18 protein-coding genes are annotated in these 17,320 nt (G+C 47.0%); 11 read left to right on the forward strand and 7 right to left on the reverse strand.

The features are described 5' to 3' along the window. Positions 1–24: 24 nt before the first annotated feature. Both QUA80_RS04925 and QUA80_RS04930 read right to left on the reverse strand, forming a co-directional pair. A complete protein-coding gene (locus tag QUA80_RS04925) occupies positions 25–1,932 on the reverse strand; it encodes a hypothetical protein (protein WP_333421958.1) in 1,908 nt (635 codons plus the stop codon). Between the two features lie 37 nt (positions 1,933–1,969). Further along, entirely contained in the window at positions 1,970–3,394 is a 1,425-nt protein-coding gene (locus QUA80_RS04930; RefSeq protein WP_333421960.1) for a glycosyltransferase family 4 protein, read from the reverse strand. Positions 3,395–3,469: 75 nt separating this feature from the next. On the opposite strand from QUA80_RS04930, the gene QUA80_RS04935 reads away from it, so the two are divergent. From QUA80_RS04935 to bicA, 3 genes are all read left to right on the forward strand, one after another. Then, positions 3,470–3,940, forward strand: coding sequence for a tetratricopeptide repeat protein (locus tag QUA80_RS04935; protein WP_333421961.1), 471 nt, complete (start codon positions 3,470–3,472; stop codon positions 3,938–3,940). Between the two features lie 243 nt (positions 3,941–4,183). Continuing rightward, entirely contained in the window at positions 4,184–5,131 is a 948-nt protein-coding gene (locus tag QUA80_RS04940; RefSeq protein WP_333422036.1) for a glycosyltransferase family 2 protein, read from the forward strand. Positions 5,132–5,617: 486 nt separating this feature from the next. Then, positions 5,618–7,291: a bicarbonate transporter BicA gene (gene bicA, locus QUA80_RS04945; protein ID WP_333421963.1), complete on the forward strand. Its 1,674-nt coding sequence runs from the start codon at positions 5,618–5,620 to the stop codon at positions 7,289–7,291. A 214-nt stretch (positions 7,292–7,505) separates the two neighbouring features. Here bicA and QUA80_RS04950 read toward each other — a convergent pair whose 3' ends face one another. From QUA80_RS04950 to QUA80_RS04965, 4 genes are all read right to left on the reverse strand, one after another. Next, positions 7,506–8,012 carry a DinB family protein gene (locus tag QUA80_RS04950; protein WP_333422038.1) on the reverse strand — a complete coding sequence of 169 codons (507 nt, stop codon included), beginning with the start codon at positions 8,010–8,012 and terminating at the stop codon, positions 7,506–7,508. Positions 8,013–8,065: 53 nt separating this feature from the next. Further along, positions 8,066–8,347 (reverse strand): antibiotic biosynthesis monooxygenase, encoded by a 282-nt coding sequence (locus tag QUA80_RS04955; RefSeq protein WP_333421965.1) that lies wholly within the window; start codon positions 8,345–8,347, stop codon positions 8,066–8,068. Positions 8,348–8,448: 101 nt separating this feature from the next. After that, positions 8,449–8,754 (reverse strand): type II toxin-antitoxin system PemK/MazF family toxin, encoded by a 306-nt coding sequence (locus QUA80_RS04960; protein WP_333421967.1) that lies wholly within the window; start codon positions 8,752–8,754, stop codon positions 8,449–8,451. Then, positions 8,744–8,896, reverse strand: coding sequence for a hypothetical protein (locus tag QUA80_RS04965; protein ID WP_333421969.1), 153 nt, complete (start codon positions 8,894–8,896; stop codon positions 8,744–8,746). The genes QUA80_RS04960 and QUA80_RS04965 overlap by 11 nt, the downstream gene beginning before the upstream one ends. A gap of 193 nt (positions 8,897–9,089) precedes the next feature. Between QUA80_RS04965 and QUA80_RS04970 the strand changes: the two genes are divergently transcribed. Beyond that, the gene (locus QUA80_RS04970; protein WP_445302203.1) at positions 9,090–9,776 is read left to right on the forward strand and encodes a diacylglycerol/polyprenol kinase family protein; all 687 of its coding nucleotides are present in this window, start codon (positions 9,090–9,092) and stop codon (positions 9,774–9,776) included. 207 nt (positions 9,777–9,983) lie between these two features. On the opposite strand, the gene QUA80_RS04975 is transcribed toward QUA80_RS04970, so the two are convergent. Next, on the reverse strand, positions 9,984–10,133 hold the full coding sequence (locus QUA80_RS04975) for an isochorismate synthase (RefSeq protein ID WP_333421971.1): 150 nt from the start codon (positions 10,131–10,133) through the stop codon (positions 9,984–9,986). Between the two features lie 499 nt (positions 10,134–10,632). Here QUA80_RS04975 and QUA80_RS04980 point away from each other — a divergent pair, with 499 nt between their 5' ends. From QUA80_RS04980 to crn3, 7 genes are all read left to right on the forward strand, one after another. Then, the gene (locus tag QUA80_RS04980; RefSeq protein WP_333421973.1) at positions 10,633–12,057 is read left to right on the forward strand and encodes a nicotinate phosphoribosyltransferase; all 1,425 of its coding nucleotides are present in this window, start codon (positions 10,633–10,635) and stop codon (positions 12,055–12,057) included. Between the two features lie 83 nt (positions 12,058–12,140). Further along, the gene (locus tag QUA80_RS04985) at positions 12,141–12,740 is read left to right on the forward strand and encodes a nicotinate-nucleotide adenylyltransferase (protein ID WP_333421975.1); all 600 of its coding nucleotides are present in this window, start codon (positions 12,141–12,143) and stop codon (positions 12,738–12,740) included. Continuing rightward, positions 12,701–13,450 (forward strand): NrtR DNA-binding winged helix domain-containing protein, encoded by a 750-nt coding sequence (locus QUA80_RS04990; RefSeq protein WP_333030102.1) that lies wholly within the window; start codon positions 12,701–12,703, stop codon positions 13,448–13,450. Before QUA80_RS04985 ends, QUA80_RS04990 begins: the two co-directional genes overlap by 40 nt. Before the next feature lie 70 nt (positions 13,451–13,520). Continuing rightward, positions 13,521–13,814, forward strand: a complete 294-nt coding sequence (locus tag QUA80_RS04995) for an isochorismate lyase (protein WP_333242568.1) — start codon at positions 13,521–13,523, stop codon at positions 13,812–13,814. 87 nt (positions 13,815–13,901) lie between these two features. Further along, positions 13,902–15,638, forward strand: coding sequence for an NAD+ synthase (locus QUA80_RS05000; RefSeq protein WP_333421977.1), 1,737 nt, complete (start codon positions 13,902–13,904; stop codon positions 15,636–15,638). A gap of 19 nt (positions 15,639–15,657) precedes the next feature. Beyond that, the gene (locus QUA80_RS05005; RefSeq protein WP_333421978.1) at positions 15,658–16,587 is read left to right on the forward strand and encodes a DUF192 domain-containing protein; all 930 of its coding nucleotides are present in this window, start codon (positions 15,658–15,660) and stop codon (positions 16,585–16,587) included. A 43-nt stretch (positions 16,588–16,630) separates the two neighbouring features. After that, positions 16,631–16,963 (forward strand): CRISPR-associated ring nuclease Crn3/Csx3, encoded by a 333-nt coding sequence (gene crn3 / locus QUA80_RS05010; RefSeq protein ID WP_333242577.1) that lies wholly within the window; start codon positions 16,631–16,633, stop codon positions 16,961–16,963. The last annotated feature ends 357 nt before the right edge of the window (positions 16,964–17,320 follow it).

Below are 17,320 nucleotides of genomic sequence, written 5' to 3' on the forward strand. Positions count from 1 at the left end.
CTCTGCCGAATGCTTTGGGCCAAATCACGATCGCCTGTCAACCGCCGCTAGCAAGCGCAGACTTCCGTCTTGAACCTGCACTGCTTTCACCGTTCCTACAGCGACTCTTTGTTGACCGTTAGCCATCGCTACCTCAATCTTAATCTTGGGGTCAGACTGCAATCCCAGCCGCCCCCAGAGCCACTTGACTTGAGTAGCAGGAAAAGAGCGCACTTCTACGTCTGAAAAGGGCGAATTAACCCAGCGGCTGCCGTCGTAAAAACTCGCTACCTGCACCTGATACCAAACTTGTTGTCCTGCCAATTTTAACTCGTTTTTCGGTTCGGGTTCCAGCCACTCAGCGGGATTGATACTGCTAATTAAAGTAGCAGAACCCATAATTTGACTCTTGTGGTTTTCTAAACTTTCAGCCTTAGAAACTGCTTCCTCAAGTTTATTGACTAAATTCCGAATTCGAGTTCTTGTTTCGCTGTCAGTATCTGATTGCTGGTCGAGCCAATTCATCGCCTCGCGAGTTCCGTCTTGAGACGCTACAATGAGCGCGCCCCAAGCCTTGACATCGGCGTCAGCGGAATTTACTCTCAAGGCGGCGTCTATGCGGTTCCAGATCCGCCCGCCGTCATTTTTGAGGGTTGTGGCAATTTCGTGACTGTTGCTCGGATCGGCTTCAAATACTTGCAAAGCTTCGCTCCAGCGGCCGTCGATCAATTCTGCGAGAACTTGTTGACCGGGACTGGCCCAAGATGCGATCGCCTGAGCCCGAGTAATTTTAGCGTGAAATTCGATCGTTTCTAGCTGAGCTTGCGCGACTGCGGGCCAATTTTTGCCGGCTTTCCCCTTCGCCACACGCATGACATTTAATGCTGGAGACCACAGCCCGCTTTTGGCAAGTCGGAGCCCATTTTTGTAAGTCTCGTCATTGAAGGCAATTTCTTCTAAAGAAATCGCGGTTAACTGAACGGGGTTCGGCAAAAATTTGCGCGGGCCAATTTGATAAAGGGTAAATTGCGGCTCTAAACCTACTGTTTGGTCGATCGCCAACTGCGGATTTGAACCCTTAACAATTTGTTGCCAATTCGGCGGTTGTCCGGCCGCACTTACCCAATCCAAAAGCGAGATTAAATGATTTTGGCTGGGGTTGTAGCGAACGACTTGTCCGTAGGGAATTTTCTTGTCGCCCCGCACCAGTTTACCGCTGACATTAAACCAAATGCCCGAGGCGGGGGGCTTTCCGTCAAAGCGGCGCAGTTCTGTTAGGGGTAGCGACTGATTGGAGGCTTGATTGTTAGATGTAGAGTCAGCTAAAGAAGCAATGACAAAAGATTCCGCAGGGCCTTCTAGATTCAGAGAACTTGCTAACTGAAAATACTGCTCTCGATCGGAATCGCGATCGGGAAGCTGCACCCGCTGGTACACGCGAAGTTCGACAATTTGACGGCAAGGATTTTTGCAAACAGTAGAAGCGTTAACAGTCCTTTCTACCATCACTGGCAAGAGCAAATCGGAAATAGAATTATCGACGGGAAGCGGCAGGGGTTCTCCGGTTATAAATCCCAATTTGCGGATGCTGGCTTTGATTTGATCGAGAGTTTGGATCGAATCTCTGCTACCTGTAGGCAGGCGCGACCATCCAGGCACAAACTGAGAGATCAATTTGTTGCCATTAGGATCGACAATGAGCTGGTAACTCAGCCAAGCGCCACCTCCCATCAAAGCAGAGCAGCCGCACAAGACGCTGAGGGCTGTCAAATTAGCTACCAGTCTTTTCCAGGGATATCTGGCGGGAGTTAGGGGAAGAGGTATTGGAAGCTGGGACTCTTGAAGATTTTTGGGGCGGCGGGTTTGACGGCGGCGTCTTGTCGGAGGAGGAGCAACTTTGCGATTTTCTGGGGGTTTGACTCGATTTTTTGAGGTGTTAATTTTGTGTTCCATCGTCCCATTTTAGAATTTAGATTTTAGAATTTAGAGTTTAAAATTGCAATAGCCGATCGTACTGCCGACCTATGATATCCCAAGTGTATTGGCTTTCAACGAGCGATCGAGCGCTGACAGAGAGTTCCTGTCTTAGCTGCTGATTTTCAAACAAACTGGTAATCGCCTCAACATACTCCTGAACTTTGTTCGCCCGCAAGGCCTTTATCTGTTGTGGGCCGCCATCGACGGCTAAACCCTCCAAACCTCGATCGCTAGCAACGACAGGGGTTCCCGCAGCCATCGCCTCCAAAGTTTTATTTTTAATTCCAAAACCAATCCGCATCGGCACCACACAAACAGCAGCCTGATGCAAATATTCTGCCACCCTTTGCACCCGACCTACTACTTGAATTCCCGGGAGTTTCCCCAAGGCGAGCACTTCCGGGACTGGCGAAGCCCCTACTAAGGTGAGGGTAGCATCGGGATAGCGCTGCTGCAAAGGCGGCAGTATTTGTAAAGTGAGAAACCGCGCCGCGTCAATATTCGGCAAATTGTTCATTGCGCCTGCAAAAATTAAGGTATGTCCTCCCGGATCGATCGACCGGTACGGAAATGCGGCCAAATCTACCCCGTTAGGAATTACATCTATGGGAGGTACAAAAAAACCCTGTTTTCCTCGCACCCTAACCGGAGGCGACAGCAATTCTAGGAGTTGCTCTCTGTCTGTGGATGTTGTCGCGACAATGCGGGAAAATTTGGAACAGTAGCGTTTTTCGTAACGGGCGAGTAGCGGTAAATTCAGTCGATCGCGCAGGGGTTTTTCGGAGGTGCCGGTTGCTAACATTTCCCTGCAAGTTCCCCAAACAGAACTGTGAATGTTTGCCACTGTCAGCACTTTTTGCCGCCATTCCGGACGCACGTAAATCTCGTTAACGCTGTGTTCGCAGGTGACAGCATCGCATTTGCCTGCTGTTACCAACTCGTCTGCCCAATTCTGCATTGCTTGGGAGTAGCTTGAGAGTACGTTGGGAGGCGTCCCGGACAACAAAAATCGACCGAATCTGTGGAATTTTCCTATTATTTCAGAGAACCCCCCTTCAGTCGCCCCCTGATTGAGGGGGGGAGGCAAGAAGCCCTCCTCAAGCCCCTGGTGCAGAGTTAGCCCCCCCTTGACAAGGGGGGGTTGGGGGGGTTCTTGCGGGGAAGCCAAGAAGCCCTCCTCAAGCCTCTGGTGCAGAGTTAGCCCCCCCTTGACAAGGGGGGGTTGGGGGGGTTCTTGCGGGTTGGGAAAAACTGCTAATTCTGCAACTTGCTGGCGCAATGTGTCGATTTGTGAATCGGTGACATCGGGCGATCGCACAGTGCCGAGAATTACATCATGCCGCCGGCTCAAGTATTGCAATAAATTAAACGTCCTTACCTGAGTTCCTCCGCGGCTTGGCGGATAGGGAAAAGTCGAGGAAAGCATTAAAATCTTCATGGGATGTCGGATAAATAAAGTTGCCCCCAAGCGATAAAATTGATCGATCGAATCTTTTTAACAATCCTCGCACCTATGGACGAATTATCTGTTAACGCGCTGCTGGAAGACTTGAAAAAGTCCGACGAAAGCGTGCGCGATCGGGCAACTACAGAACTCTGGCGCACTTGGTTTAACCAGAAGGGTGAGTATGGGATGCAAATTCTCAGGCGATCGCAAGTTTTACTAGATGCAGGCGATGTTAGCGGCGCCTTGGATTTGCTGACACAACTGATTTCGGAAGCGCCGGATTTTGCTGAAGCTTGGAACCGACGCGCCGTACTTCACTATACCCAAGGAAATTATCAAAAGTCGATCCACGACTGCGAAACCGTCCTCAAACTGAACCCGGTGCATTTTGGGGCGCTGCACGGTCTGGGTTTGTGCTACGCTGCCTTGGGAGAATACATAAATGCTATTCAAGCTTTTCGCCGCGCTTTGGAAATTCAACCGTTTGCTTTGGTGAACCAAAAGTTAATTCTCGAATGTACGGCTCGTTTGAGTTAAAAAAGGAAGTTCGGCAACGAGCAATGTACGGGATGTAACGGATGGAAGAAGTAAGAAGGAAGAAGTAAGAAGGAGGAAGTAAGAAGGCTTGAGTTATCGTCGCGAGAGAAGGCTTGAGTTATCGTCGCGAGAGAAGGCTTGAGTTATCGTCGCGAGATATAAAAAATACAATAAAATCAATGATTGTCTTCCTTTGTCCGCAATCTAAAATCCAAAATCCAAAATCTAAAATTGTCTAAGTTAGTGCCAAAAATTAGCGTTTGCATTCCTACTTGCAATCGAGTGCATCTGCTGGCTTGTGCGATCGCCAGCGTGCTAGATCAAACTTATACAGATTTTGAATTAATTATCTGCGATGACGGTTCTACTGACAGCACTCCTCTGTTGATGTCGGAATTTGTCGATCGCGGGATTCGCTACATTCGCCACCCGCAGAATATCGGCAAAAGCAATAATATGCGATCGGGCTTTGCAGCGGCAAGGGGCGAATATTTTATCAAGTTTGACGATGACGATCGCCTGAGCGCGCAATTTCTAGAGCGCACATCTGCTATCTTAGATCGAGACTCCAGCATTGATTTTGTCAGTACAGATCACTGGGTGATCGACATTCACAATTATATTGATGAAAACCAGACGAAAATTAATTCGCAGCGGTGGGGCCGTACCGAGTTGTCGCCTGGAATTATTGAAGATTTGCTTTCCACAGTTTTTCTGAGACAAAGTTTGCAAATAGGGGCAACTTTGTTTCGCCGCCGCGCGCTGGCAGAAGTAGGATTTCTGCGGCCGAATTTGCAAAATTGCGAAGATAACGATTTGTTTGTGAGACTTGCGATTGCGGGCAAAAAGTGCTATTACTTGCCGGAGCTGTTGATGGAGTATCGAGTTCATGCAGGACAGCAAGGAGTCGATCGGGCAATTCCGTATTTGAGCGATAAATTGCGCTATTTGATCGGTTACGAATTTGATTCCGAGAAGTTGGAAACAGCCAGGCTCAACAGGATTGCCGAAACTCAATTAGCGCTGGGTTTGCGGCTGATTGAGGTTGGTGAAACTGCAAAAGGGCGATCGATGGTCTGGGCTGGAAAGTCGGTTTCTGAGGCGAAAATGTGGGCGGGTTTGGGATTGTCGCTGCTGCCCGTCGAGTTGCGTCGAAGGGCTTTTGAGTTTGTGCGGGAGTTGGTGAAATAACCATCAATAAGCTGGCGTCCATCTAATTTGTATAGTAATTTTTATTAAAAGTCTTGTGGGGAGTAGGGGTTGGGCGTCCCGCCCGCCCTAAAAATCTAATTTAGATGCGCGACAGCTTAATAGTCATTACTAATAATCACAATCAAAAAATAATATATATTAATTTTACTTATAGCAAGGAGTGGTCTGGCCTTGAGATTTGCTCAGATTTTACTAGATAGAGAACTTGCCGCGGATCGTTCCGAGAGTTGGCAAAAAATAAAAATTTGATCGGACACGTTTTACATTAAATTAATAAATTAAGAAATACTGAAAATTAAGTATTGACGACTTTGACATCGATCGGGCACAAATACAGATCTTTCTTTGGGTCTGCCCTGCTTTTGTTATCGATCTTGCCATTCGGGAAAGCTTTGGCCCTGAAACTCGGTGAAGGGCCAAAAGTCAGCATTGTTAAATTCTGTCTAGTTTATTAATGCACCACTCATGTCAATCACTAATCGGATTAGTTTCAATAATCTCCAGGGCGACATCTTCGGCGGTGTCACGGCTGCCATCGTCTCGCTGCCCCTTGCCCTCGCCTTCGGGGTCGCTTCGGGAATCGGGCCGATCGGGGGACTGTACGGTGCCATTTGCGTTGGCTTCTTTGCGGCGCTGTTTGGTGGCACCCCAACACTGATTTCTGAACCCACGGGGCCGATGACTGTGGTGATGACTGCGATCGTCGCATCCCTCACCGCCAGCAATCCCGAACAAGGGCTAGCAATGGCATTTACCGTTGTGATGCTGGCGGGGTTGTTTCAAATCATCTTTGGTATTTTCAAATTAGGGAAATACATCACCCTGATGCCCTACAGCGTGATTTCCGGCTTTATGTCGGGAATTGGCGTGATTTTGATCATTCTGCAAATTGCACCGTTTCTGGGTCAAGCCCCTCCCAAGGGCGGTGTTTTGGGCACTTTTATGGCAATTCCGCAGTTGCTAGCAAACGTAAATCCCCCGGAAGCAATTCTCGGTGCCTTGACAGTGGCAATTATTTTCCTGATGCCCAAAAAGCTCAAGAAAATCGTACCCCCGCAATTGGTGGCGCTGATTGTCGGGACGGTAATTTCCCTGACTGTGTTTCAGGGCAACGATATTCGCCGGATTGGCGCAATTCCGGTGGGACTGCCCCCCTTGCAATTGCCGACTTTTTCCCCCGGTCAAATCACGGTGATGTTTGTAGATGCGGTGATGCTGGGGATGCTGGGCTGTATCGATACCTTGCTGACGGCGGTGGTGGCGGACAGTCTGACGCGAACCGAGCACAAGTCCGATAAGGAGTTGATCGGTCAAGGAATTGGCAACATCGTATCGGGGCTCTGCGGTGGCTTACCGGGCGCTGGGGCGACGATGGGAACTGTGGTCAATATCCAAACAGGCGCGACTTCGGCGTTGTCGGGTTTAACTCGCGCGTTGGTGTTGCTGGTGGTGGTTTTGGGGGCGGCGAAGTTAACTGAACCGATTCCGATGGCGGTGTTGGCGGGGATTGCGCTGAAGGTGGGGATTGATATTCTTGACTGGAGTTTCCTGAAACGATCGCACAAAGTATCTGTTAAGGGTTCCCTGATCATGTACGGGGTGCTGCTTTTGACTGTGTTTGTGGATCTGATTGTGGCGGTGGGTGTGGGCGTCTTTATTGCCAATATCCTGACAATCGAACGGTTGAGTAGTTTGCAGTCTGCGGGAGTGAAGCTGATTTCCGATACGGATGATGAGGTGCTCATCAGTGAGGAGGAGAAGCAACTCTTGGATCGGGGTAAGGGGCGCGTGTTGCTGTTTTGCTTGAGTGGCCCGATGATTTTTGGGTTGTCGAAGGCGATTTCCCGCGAACACAATGCTATGAAGGATGCGGATGTTTTGGTGATGGATCTGACTGCTGTGCCCATGCTGGGGGTGACGGCTTCGCTGGCGATCGAAAATGCGATCCGCGATGCCTGCGATAAGGGTTTGCAGGTTTACGTCGTCGGTGCCAGCGAGAAAGTTCAGCAGCGCTTGCAGAAGTTGGGATTGTTGGATCTGATCGCGCCAGAGCATGTCATGAGCGATCGTACCGCAGCCTTGCGACAAGCCGTCGCTGTGGTTGACAGCAAAGACATCCCCTTGGGAGTGCCGGCGTAACAAGGCGCGAATTCGCCAAAATAGTAGTGGTTTAGCAGGAGTGCCAGTTTCTCCTGCTATTTTTATGGCTCGATCGCCCCTTTCATCTCGTTTTCGGTTGCATCAGTATGGTTCAAGTGTCCAAACAGTCAGTTGTCCCGAAAGCATAATTTTAGCCAACAGCCAACAGCCAACAGTCAACACTCAACAATCATCTCGCTCGTGCGTGCAGAAATTATCCCAATGATATAGCGGGTAGCCACGGAATATCTGTAACGCCTGGGTCGCAGCCAAGTTGTTTGAGCAGTGTGGTAATTTGCCCTCTATGGTGAGTTTGATGATTGAACATATGTGTCACCAAAACCCAAGTTGGTAGCACGCGGCATTTACCGTCTACATTGCTGGTGTACTCAAACGGTTGACTCAACCAGTCAGAATTAAGGTGTCTAGACCATTCTATAATTTGCCGATCCGTTATCTCCCGTTCGGCTCTCAAAGCCTCAAATTCAGCATACAGTTCTTGCCCGATAACGGTAACAGAAAATGGGTGAAGAGTGAAACGACCCATCCATGCTTTGTCACCATACAGTAAGTGATTCAAAGTGCCGTGAATCGACTTAAAAAAGGCACCCATATCCTGTTTGCGCTGTTCATCAGGAATTGCCGAGCATACAGAATATATCTTTTGGTTCATCCAGCAATTGTACTCGGCCATTAGCTGGTAGTAGCTACCGTCGTACATACTCAAAACTTAACTACATAGTTTGAACAACTTACATTATACAAATATGTCTTTCACAATACTCCTGAGTCTAATTGGTCTAGATAAATAAATTCAGGAGCTTTAACCCCGGCTTCTTCTCTAATTTTAACCAGTCTAGGCGACTCAAAGAACGCTCTTGCATCTGTTGTTGATGTCCACGCGGAGAAATGAACGATTTTATTGGGTTCATTCTCATACTTCAAGACCTGATAGGAGCGCTCTCCAGCTTCTTTTCGGATGCTTTCAGCACGGTCGAATACCTGTTTCCAAGCTTCATAATTTTCTACTTCATGAATAATTAAGACATACTGCATAGTAATCAGCTTCTGTGATAATTTCAAAACTTCAAAAGTTCGGTTTACTTCTCCTCTTCCTCAGCATTTTCCTCTTTAAATCTCAACCACAAGAGTATTACCTATTCTACTTCGAGCATTTTATCGAATGTCAGACTTCCCAATTTGCGTAGAAGCTTTGCATGAGGAATTGTCATCATATTTTGTACGTCAAATACTCCTTCTCGGAGAAACTTATTTTTGACTTTAACCTCAAATCTTGAACCGCGTAGACTTGCTGTATGTGGCACTAGAGTCGCTAATGACCGGTATTGATTTAGATCGGGAATACTCACGACCCAACATGGTCTGACTTTCGCAATATAACCTAGATCGACTAACCAGATTTCACCATGCTCTAGACTATTCATATACGGATTATTCCTCATCTAGCTCTAGAAAAAGTCCCTCAGCATTTAGAACTAAATCGTCATCAGATAGGGACGGAAAGTCTAAATAAACAGTCCGTTTCAAAATTTCCAATACCAAATCTAACCGCTCTGAGTCTGTTAATCGCTCAAAGGTATTCAAAAGTTCTTCTACTAAAATAGTTATAGCTTTTTCCCTAGACTTGCTTATAGCATAGCACAGGTTTTAAGTAGACCAACCTCAAAAAACATAACAGCCGGATCCCGCAGCACTTTAAGGCTGCGGGGTTCTAACATCGATCGCGCTTTCCACTAAAGTAGTAAACAGTGCTCGATCTAAGTTTTTCCTAAATATCGTGTCTATATTTTCTGAAATTCCGACTGTGTGGCTGCAAATTTCCCTCGTGGGAGTCTGGCTGGGCTTGATTTTACTGGTAGCTGAGGGCTTAAATCGCTTTACTTCTGTCGATGCTGAGGTATCGCGGAAGGTGGTGCACATCGGTACTGGAAATGTGATTTTGCTGGCGTGGTGGCTGGAAATACCCGGTTGGGTGGGAATTTGGGCGGGAATTTTAGCGGCGGCGATCGCCCTAATTTCTTACCAAGTTCCGATTTTACCCAGTCTTAACAGCATCAACCGGAAGAGTTGGGGGACTTTTTTCTATGCTGTTACTATCAGCATTCTCGTCGCTTGGTTTTGGCCGCTACAGCATCAGGAATACGCTGCTTTGGGCATTTTAGTCATGACTTGGGGCGACGGATTGGCTGCTGTCATCGGTCAGAAATACGGCAAACATAGTTATCGAGTTTGGGGAATGCAGAAGAGTTGGGAAGGTTCTGCAACTATGTATTTGGTGAGTTTTGCTGTTAGCAGTTTGATTTTGCTGGCGGTTCAAGGCAATATTTGGCAAACTTGGGCGGTGTCTGGCGTTGTGGCTTTGGTTGCTGCTAGTTTAGAATCGGTTTCTAAGTGGGGAATTGACAATTTGACAGTGCCGATCGGCAGTGCTGCGATCGCCTTTTTCCTAAATCAGTTTTTGTAAATTGGGCATGGGGAATTGGGCATTTTTAGCGGTTGGTCACTTAGTTGAAAAACCCCAGCTAAACTTTGTTTAGCTGGGGCAAATTGAAGAAATTTAAAAGCGATTGCATAAATTGCCATTCTTTTTAAAGTTATTTGAGGCGATCGGCTTTTCTCGCTTCAACAGAATGCCTTTACCTGCATCGCTAGAAAATTCCCGATCGGCTGCTCATCTTTCCCATTTAGAACCTTTGGATGGCGTACCTTCAAAAGGCTGAACGCCACTGTTGGGATAATCGTCATCGCTCCGTCTAAAAATCCGCGAGGCTCCTTCCGAAACGTAACGCATTGCGTTGACAACAGATTTATAAAGATTCATAAAATCCGCCTCTCTTGTGTGGGTTGGAATACTTTTAAATTACTCTTATTTTTTGCCTTTGGACTACTTTAGCAATATTTATTTGAATTACTTATTAGTCTGCAACATAGAAGTAAACTGAAGGTTTTAGAAATTACGCATTTGTGGGCGATCGACCTTTTGCTGGTAGATTTTTCCTTGCTGAACTCATGCAGTGGCGATCGCACTCCCGACCCTCAGAAACCGGGTTTTCTAACTCGGTTCAAGGCTGCAACCAGATATTTTCGTCAAAAACCTGGAACGTTTGAGTATTTGTGCTTAATTCGTGAGTTTGTTAAATCAGGTATTTTTATGGATTCTACCATAATATTCGTGCCTCCAGCCACCTAAATTCTGCTAGTAAACGCCGTACTCAAGCAATTCTTCAGACAGCTATCAGCAACCTTTATTAAAAATTTACAAAAAGATATGGTGTTAGTCACTATAATTAAGACAAAGAAATTTGTTCGGGGTTTTTCTTATGAAAACTACCACAGAAAGCCTGCAGCTCACAGGTTTTGAAGAAATCTTAGAAGACCGGGAACTGACGGTTTCCTCAGCAGATTACAGCCTTTTGACCGATCTCTACCAGCTAACGATGGCGGCTTGTTACGTTGGGGAAGGGATCGACGGGCGGGCTGCGAGTTTTGAGTTGTTCGCGCGCAGGCTGCCAGAGGGTTTTGGCTACGCGATCGCCATGGGTTTGGCTCAAGTTCTCGAATATCTGGAGAAATTTCGGTTTTCTCCGGCGCAAATAGAGGCTTTGCAGTCCACTGGCATTTTTGCAGGTGCGCCGGAGCGATTTTGGACTCTACTGGCCACAGCCCGCTTTACTGGCGATGTTTGGGCGGTTCCGGAGGGGACGGCGGTGTTTGCCAACGAGCCCCTGCTGCGAATTGAGGCTCCTCTGTGGCAGGCTCAGTTGGTGGAAACTTATTTGTTGAATGCGATAAATTATCAAACTTTGATTGCGACGCGGGCTGCGCGGCTGCGGGATGCGGCGGGCCCGGAGGCTAAGTTGCTAGAATTCGGGACGCGCAGGGCTTTTGGGCCTCAAGCTGCTGTGTGGGCGGCTAGGGCGGCCTTGGCTGCGGGGTTCGACGGAACTTCTAATGTTTTGGCTGCTTTGAAGTTGGGCCGCAAACCTGTAGGTACTATGGCTCATGCTTTGGTAATGGCTGTGGCTGCCCTCGAAGGCAGCGAGAATCAGGCGTTTGCAGCTTTTCACCGCTGTTTTCCCGGGGCACCGCTGCTGATCGATACTTATAATACTGTGGCGGCGGCGCGGATGTTGGCCGATCGAGTAAACAGCGGTGAAATGCAGTTGGAAGGGGTGAGGCTCGATTCGGGCGATTTGGCGGTGCTGTCTCGGGAAGTTCGATCGATCCTTCCGGGTGTTCCAATTTTTGCTAGCGGCGATTTGGACGATCGAGAAATTGCTAAATTAAAAAGTAGCGGCGCTTGTATTGACGGTTACGGTTTGGGAACGAAGTTGGTCAGCGGTTCGCCTGTGAACGGTGTTTATAAGTTGGTGGAAATTGACGGAATTCCGGTGATGAAAGAGGCAAGCGGCAAGGTAACATATCCTGGAAGAAAGCAAATTTTTAGACATATTGAAAATGGGCAAATTCTCGGAGATTGTTTGGGATTGTCAGGGGAAATTATTCACAATTGCGATTCTCACTTACCATTAATGGAGTTAGTTGTCAAGGATGGGAAACGAGTGCAGAACCAGGAAAGTTTGGAGGATATCGCCAAACGAACTGCTGCTTCTGTCGCCAGTCTTCGAGCCGAAACTCGGCAACTTGACAACCCGATTTCGCCGCCAGTGGAAATTTCTACAGATTTGCAGAGTCTTACTCAAAAAACGAAAAAGAGTCAATCGATTGTAGATTTTAGATTTTAGATTTTAGATTGAAGTCAACAATCAACAGTCAACAGTCAACAGTCAACAGTCAACAGTCAACAATTCCCAATTACCGATTCCTTATGCAGAAGATTGCTCTTTTTGGAACCAGTGCCGATCCGCCTACAGCGGGACACAAAACTATCTTAAATTGGCTTTCCCAAAATTTTGATTGGGTAGCAGTTTGGGCGTCGGACAATCCTTTTAAGTCGCACCAGACTTCTCTAGAACACCGATCGGCAATGCTGCTGTTAATCATTCAAGAAATTAATTCGCCGAGACACAATCTTTGCTTGCATCCAGAACTCAGCAGTCCGAGGACGTTGGAAACTGTGGAACAAGCAAGATTGCTGTGGCCGAATGCAGATTTGACGCTGGTAATAGGTTCGGATTTAGTGGGGCAATTGTCTCGCTGGTACAAATTTGAAGAACTGTTAAAAAAAGTGGAGTTGCTGATAGTACCGCGACCGGGTTATCCGTCAGAACAATTAGATTTGTGGCAGTTGAGGCGCATGGGTGCAAAGGTGGCGATCGCATCTTTGAGTGCTCCCAATGTTTCTTCTACCTCCTATCGGGAAACAGGAGACAGGGAAGTTCTGACTCCGACCATCGAAGATTACATCCATAGGGAGCATTTGTACGCATGGCACGAGGCACAAAAAAGAGCGAAGGTTGCTCGTTAGCTGACTTTAAAGTAGGAGTAGATAATGTTATTTTCTCCGTCGATACTGTGCAGAACCGCTTGTTGGTGCTGTTAGTAATGCGGCAAGACGAACCCTTTATTGATTCTTGGAGTCTTCCGGGTACTTTGGTGCGGCACGGAGAGTCTCTTGAAAATGCCGCCTACCGGATTTTGTCTGAGAAAATTCGGGTCAAAAATTTGTATCTGGAGCAATTGTATACTTTCGGAGAACCGGGGCGCGATCCTCGGGAATTTACCAGGGGCGATCGTTATCTTTCGGTTAGTTATTTTGCTTTGGTTCGGTTTGAGGAAGCTGAGTTAATTGCTGGCAGTGTAGTTGCGGGTGTCGGCCACCGCGTCGGCGGCATTGCTTGGTATCCCGTGCAACAAGTTCCTAAGCTGGCATTCGATCACAATCAAATTCTCGAATACGGATACCGGCGACTGCGTAACAAACTTGAATACAGTCCGGTAGCTTTTGAAGTTTTGCCGGAACTTTTTACTTTGAGCGATTTGTATCAACTTTATACAACTATTTTGGGGGAAAATTTTTCTGATTATTCTAATTTTCGAGCTCGATTGTTGAAATTGGGTTTTTTGTGCGATACCGGTGTTAAGGTTTCGCGGGGGGCTGGCCGCCCTGCTAGTTTGTACCGCTTTGATGCGGCCGCTTTTGCTCCTTTCAAAAATAAGCCGTTGGTGTTTATCTAGCTGTTCCTTGGATGACATTCAGGGATCGATTGAGTAACATTATAATAGAAGCTATTAAGGAGTGCGGGCAATGAAAGACCCTGATGAATGCGCTAATATTCAGGAAGTTCGGGAGGAAATTGATATCATCGATCGAGAAGTGATCGACGCTTTGAGCAAGAGATTTAAATACGTCGTCGCGGCAGCAAGGTTCAAAACGAGTGAAGCTGGCGTTAGATCGCCCGATCGCTTTCATGCTATGTTACAGCAGCGGCGCGAGTGGGCTTTAGAATCTGGTTTGAATCCTGATGTGGTTGAAAATATTTACCGGGATTTGGTAAATTATTATATTGAGGAAGAATTGAAACATTACAAATCTGAGTAAAGTTTCCCTATATTCAAATCTAGGACTATAGGAAATCGAGTCCGCGCGAGCGGACTGTTAGCAATATTTATGAGGTGATTTGGTGATATGAAAATTGCGATCGCACAACTCAACCCTACTATTGGTGACATCTTTGGCAACTCCAACCTCATTCTGGAGGCTGCGAAAAAAGCGGAGGTTGAGGGCGCAAACTTATTGCTAACACCGGAACTTTCCCTGATCGGTTATCCGCCGCGCGATTTGTTGATAGATCCCAATTTCATTGCAGCAGCAGGCGCAAAGTTGCAGCAACTGGCGCAAGCTTTGCCGCCGAAGTTGGCAGTCATAGTCGGCACTGCCTTACCTAATGCTAATGCGGTTCAACTAGGCGGAAAACCATTGTTTAACAGCGCTGTTTTGTTGCAAGATGGCGCTGTCGAAAAAGTTTTTCATAAACGCTTGTTGCCTACTTATGATGTATTTGATGAAGATAGATATTTTGAACCGGGAGAAAACAGCAATTACTTTTCTATTGGCGAAGTTAAAATCGGCGTGACAATTTGTGAAGATTTGTGGAACAATGAGGAGTTTTGGGGTAAACGCAGTTACCCGGGCGATCCTGTTTCCGATTTGGAAAAATTGGGCGTAGATTTAGTAGTGAATTTGTCGGCATCGCCTTACTGTGCCGGAAAGCGGGGAGTGCGATCGGCGATGTTGCAGCACAGCGTCATCCGCTGCGGGATACCGATGATTTACGCTAATCAAATAGGAGGAAATGACGATATAATTTTTGACGGCAGCAGTTTTGCTGTGAATCGAAAGGGTGATTTGATTCAGGTCTTAGCTTCTTTTGAAACTGATTTTGCAGTGCTGGAATATGACGCAGCTAAACAAGATTTAGCGGGCAGGGGCGGCAAAGGGCAAGATGCCCGTTCCACAACTGATTTGAGTTTTCATCCGGCAGCAGGAGATGCCGAAATTTGGGCAGCTTTGGTTTTGGGAGTGCGAGATTATGTTCGCAAGTGCGGTTTTTCTAAAGTTGTACTCGGTTTAAGCGGCGGGATAGATTCGGCTTTGGTGGCGGCGATCGCCAGTTGCGCGATCGGGCCCGAAAATGTTCTAGGGGTGCTGATGCCTTCTCCTTACAGTTCCGATCATTCGGTTAATGATGCTTTGGAATTAGCCCGAAATCTGGGCATCGCGATCGAAATGTTGCCGATCGGCGATTTGATGAAAACTTACGATCGCACTCTCGCCGATTTGTTTGTCAACACAACTTTCGGGATTGCTGAGGAAAATATTCAATCGCGGATTCGAGGCAATCTGTTGATGGCAATTTCTAATAAGTTCGGACATCTGCTGCTTTCGACCGGCAATAAGTCGGAAATGGCGGTGGGTTACTGCACTCTCTACGGCGATATGAATGGGGGATTGGCGGTGATTTCCGATGTGCCGAAAACTCGCGTTTATTCGCTTTGTCGGTGGCTGAATTCTGGCGGATATGTAGGGGCGCTGCCCCCGTACCCGCCCCCGGAAAAGGAAATTATTCCGGTTAATATTATGACTAAAGCCCCGAGTGCTGAACTGAAACCCGGACAAATTGACCGAGATTCTTTGCCGGATTACGATGTTTTAGATGACATCTTGCAGCGGTCGATCGAACATCACGAATCTACCCAACAAATTATCGCTGCGGGACACGATGAAGCTGTGGTTAAACGTGTAGTAAAATTAGTGAGGCAAGCGGAGTTTAAACGGCGACAAGCAGCGCCGGGTTTGAAAATTAGCGATCGAGCTTTTGGTACCGGTTGGCGGATGCCGATCGCCAAATCTTCCTTCTATTAAACGCATCATTAAACGCAAAATGGTTAACATCGACGGTACTTTCGGCTTCGATTTTCTCCTGGGAACTCTCAGCAACGATACGATTAGAGGATTTGCGGGTAATGATACTGTTCAAGGTTTGGGGGGAAACGACCGAATTTTTGGCGATCGGGAAAATGATTTGCTGGCCGGAAATGAAGGCGCTGATACGCTGTCTGGCGGGCAGGGAAGCGATACAATCTATGGAGGACAAGACTCCGATTGGATGTTTGGCGATCGGGGTCACGATTTGCTAATAGGCGGCGAAGGCAGGGATATCTTGACAGGAGGCGCAGGCGATGATTTATTTGTGATGGAAAAAACCGCCGCCGCATCTACTATTACTGAAGCCGATATAATTACAGATTTTGGCAACGGCAATGATAAAATTGTCTTGACAGAAGGCATGAAGTTTAGCGATTTAGAGCTTTCTGTTTCCGACAACCAAACTGTTATGAAAGATAAAAACTCTGGTAATTATTTAGGAGTTGTTTCGGGAAATTCTAATCTGACTGAATCCAACTTTATGTCGCTGTTTGGCGGGATAGATATGGGTCAGCTTTTGCCAATTTCTGTTAACACGATTATAGCCGATCGCGCGATCGGACTGGAAGTCGCCCAAACTCCCCAAGAGCAAGCGACAGGTTTAATGTTTCGCACAGAATTGCCGGATGACAGGGGAATGCTTTTCCCGATCGAACCCGCGCGAAACGTGCGTTTTTGGATGAAAAACGTGTTTGTTGAGCTCGATATGGTTTTTCTGCGGGAAGGCGTAGTACAGGCGATAATTCCTAACGTACCGCCGTGTTTGAGCGAAACCTGCCCCAGCTACGGCCCGGATGTTCCCGTTGACGGAGTTATTGAACTCAGAGGCGGAAGGGCGGCCCAATTGGGACTCAAAGTTGGCGATCGGATTCCCAATTTACCCTAAAAGGTATATGATTTTATCGCAGCATTCAACTTTTGTGCATCCAATGAACCCTATTGAATTAAAAATAATCCCCAGTCAAACTCAAGACGGTTTAGCTTACCAACTTTTGCGCTTGCGAATTGCAACTCAAGACGGTATTATCACACCCGAGGATTTACAAGGTTTGAAACTTCCTCAAAATGTTCAATTCAGCCAAGGAATTGTCATTGAAGGTAGAGGCTCAATTTGGCTGTACGGGTATTTAGTACACGAATGCCATCCTGCGGCTTGGGTGGGATGTTACGATCCGCGATTAGAAGGTGCCGTGGTGGTAGCGACACACAAGCACGAGGTATCAGTTGGACAGGTATTAAAATTGAGTTTACCGAGTGATTAAATTAGATTGTTTTGGGCAAATTAACCGTAATATTTGTAGGAGCGGGTTTTACGAACAATCTTTCATTCACTCCACAATATTTATCAACCCGCCCTCTACTCATGTAATGTTTATTTCTAATAACTCACATCTTGCACCATGCTCAAGAACAAGCAAGATGCCCGTTCCACAAAAAAATCATCTCTTGTGGAACAGGCATCTTGCCTGTTCATAAAATGCTTATTGAAAATGGTGCAATATCTCAGTAATCACTCACATCTTGCACCATTCTTAAGAACGGGCAAGATGCCCGTTCCACAAAAAAATCATCTCTTGTGGAACAGGCATCTTGCCTGTTCATAAAATGCTTATTGAAAA

Origin of the sequence: Microcoleus sp. F4-D5 (genome assembly GCF_036704885.1) — a bacterium.
Taxonomy (GTDB): domain Bacteria; phylum Cyanobacteriota; class Cyanobacteriia; order Cyanobacteriales; family Microcoleaceae; genus Microcoleus.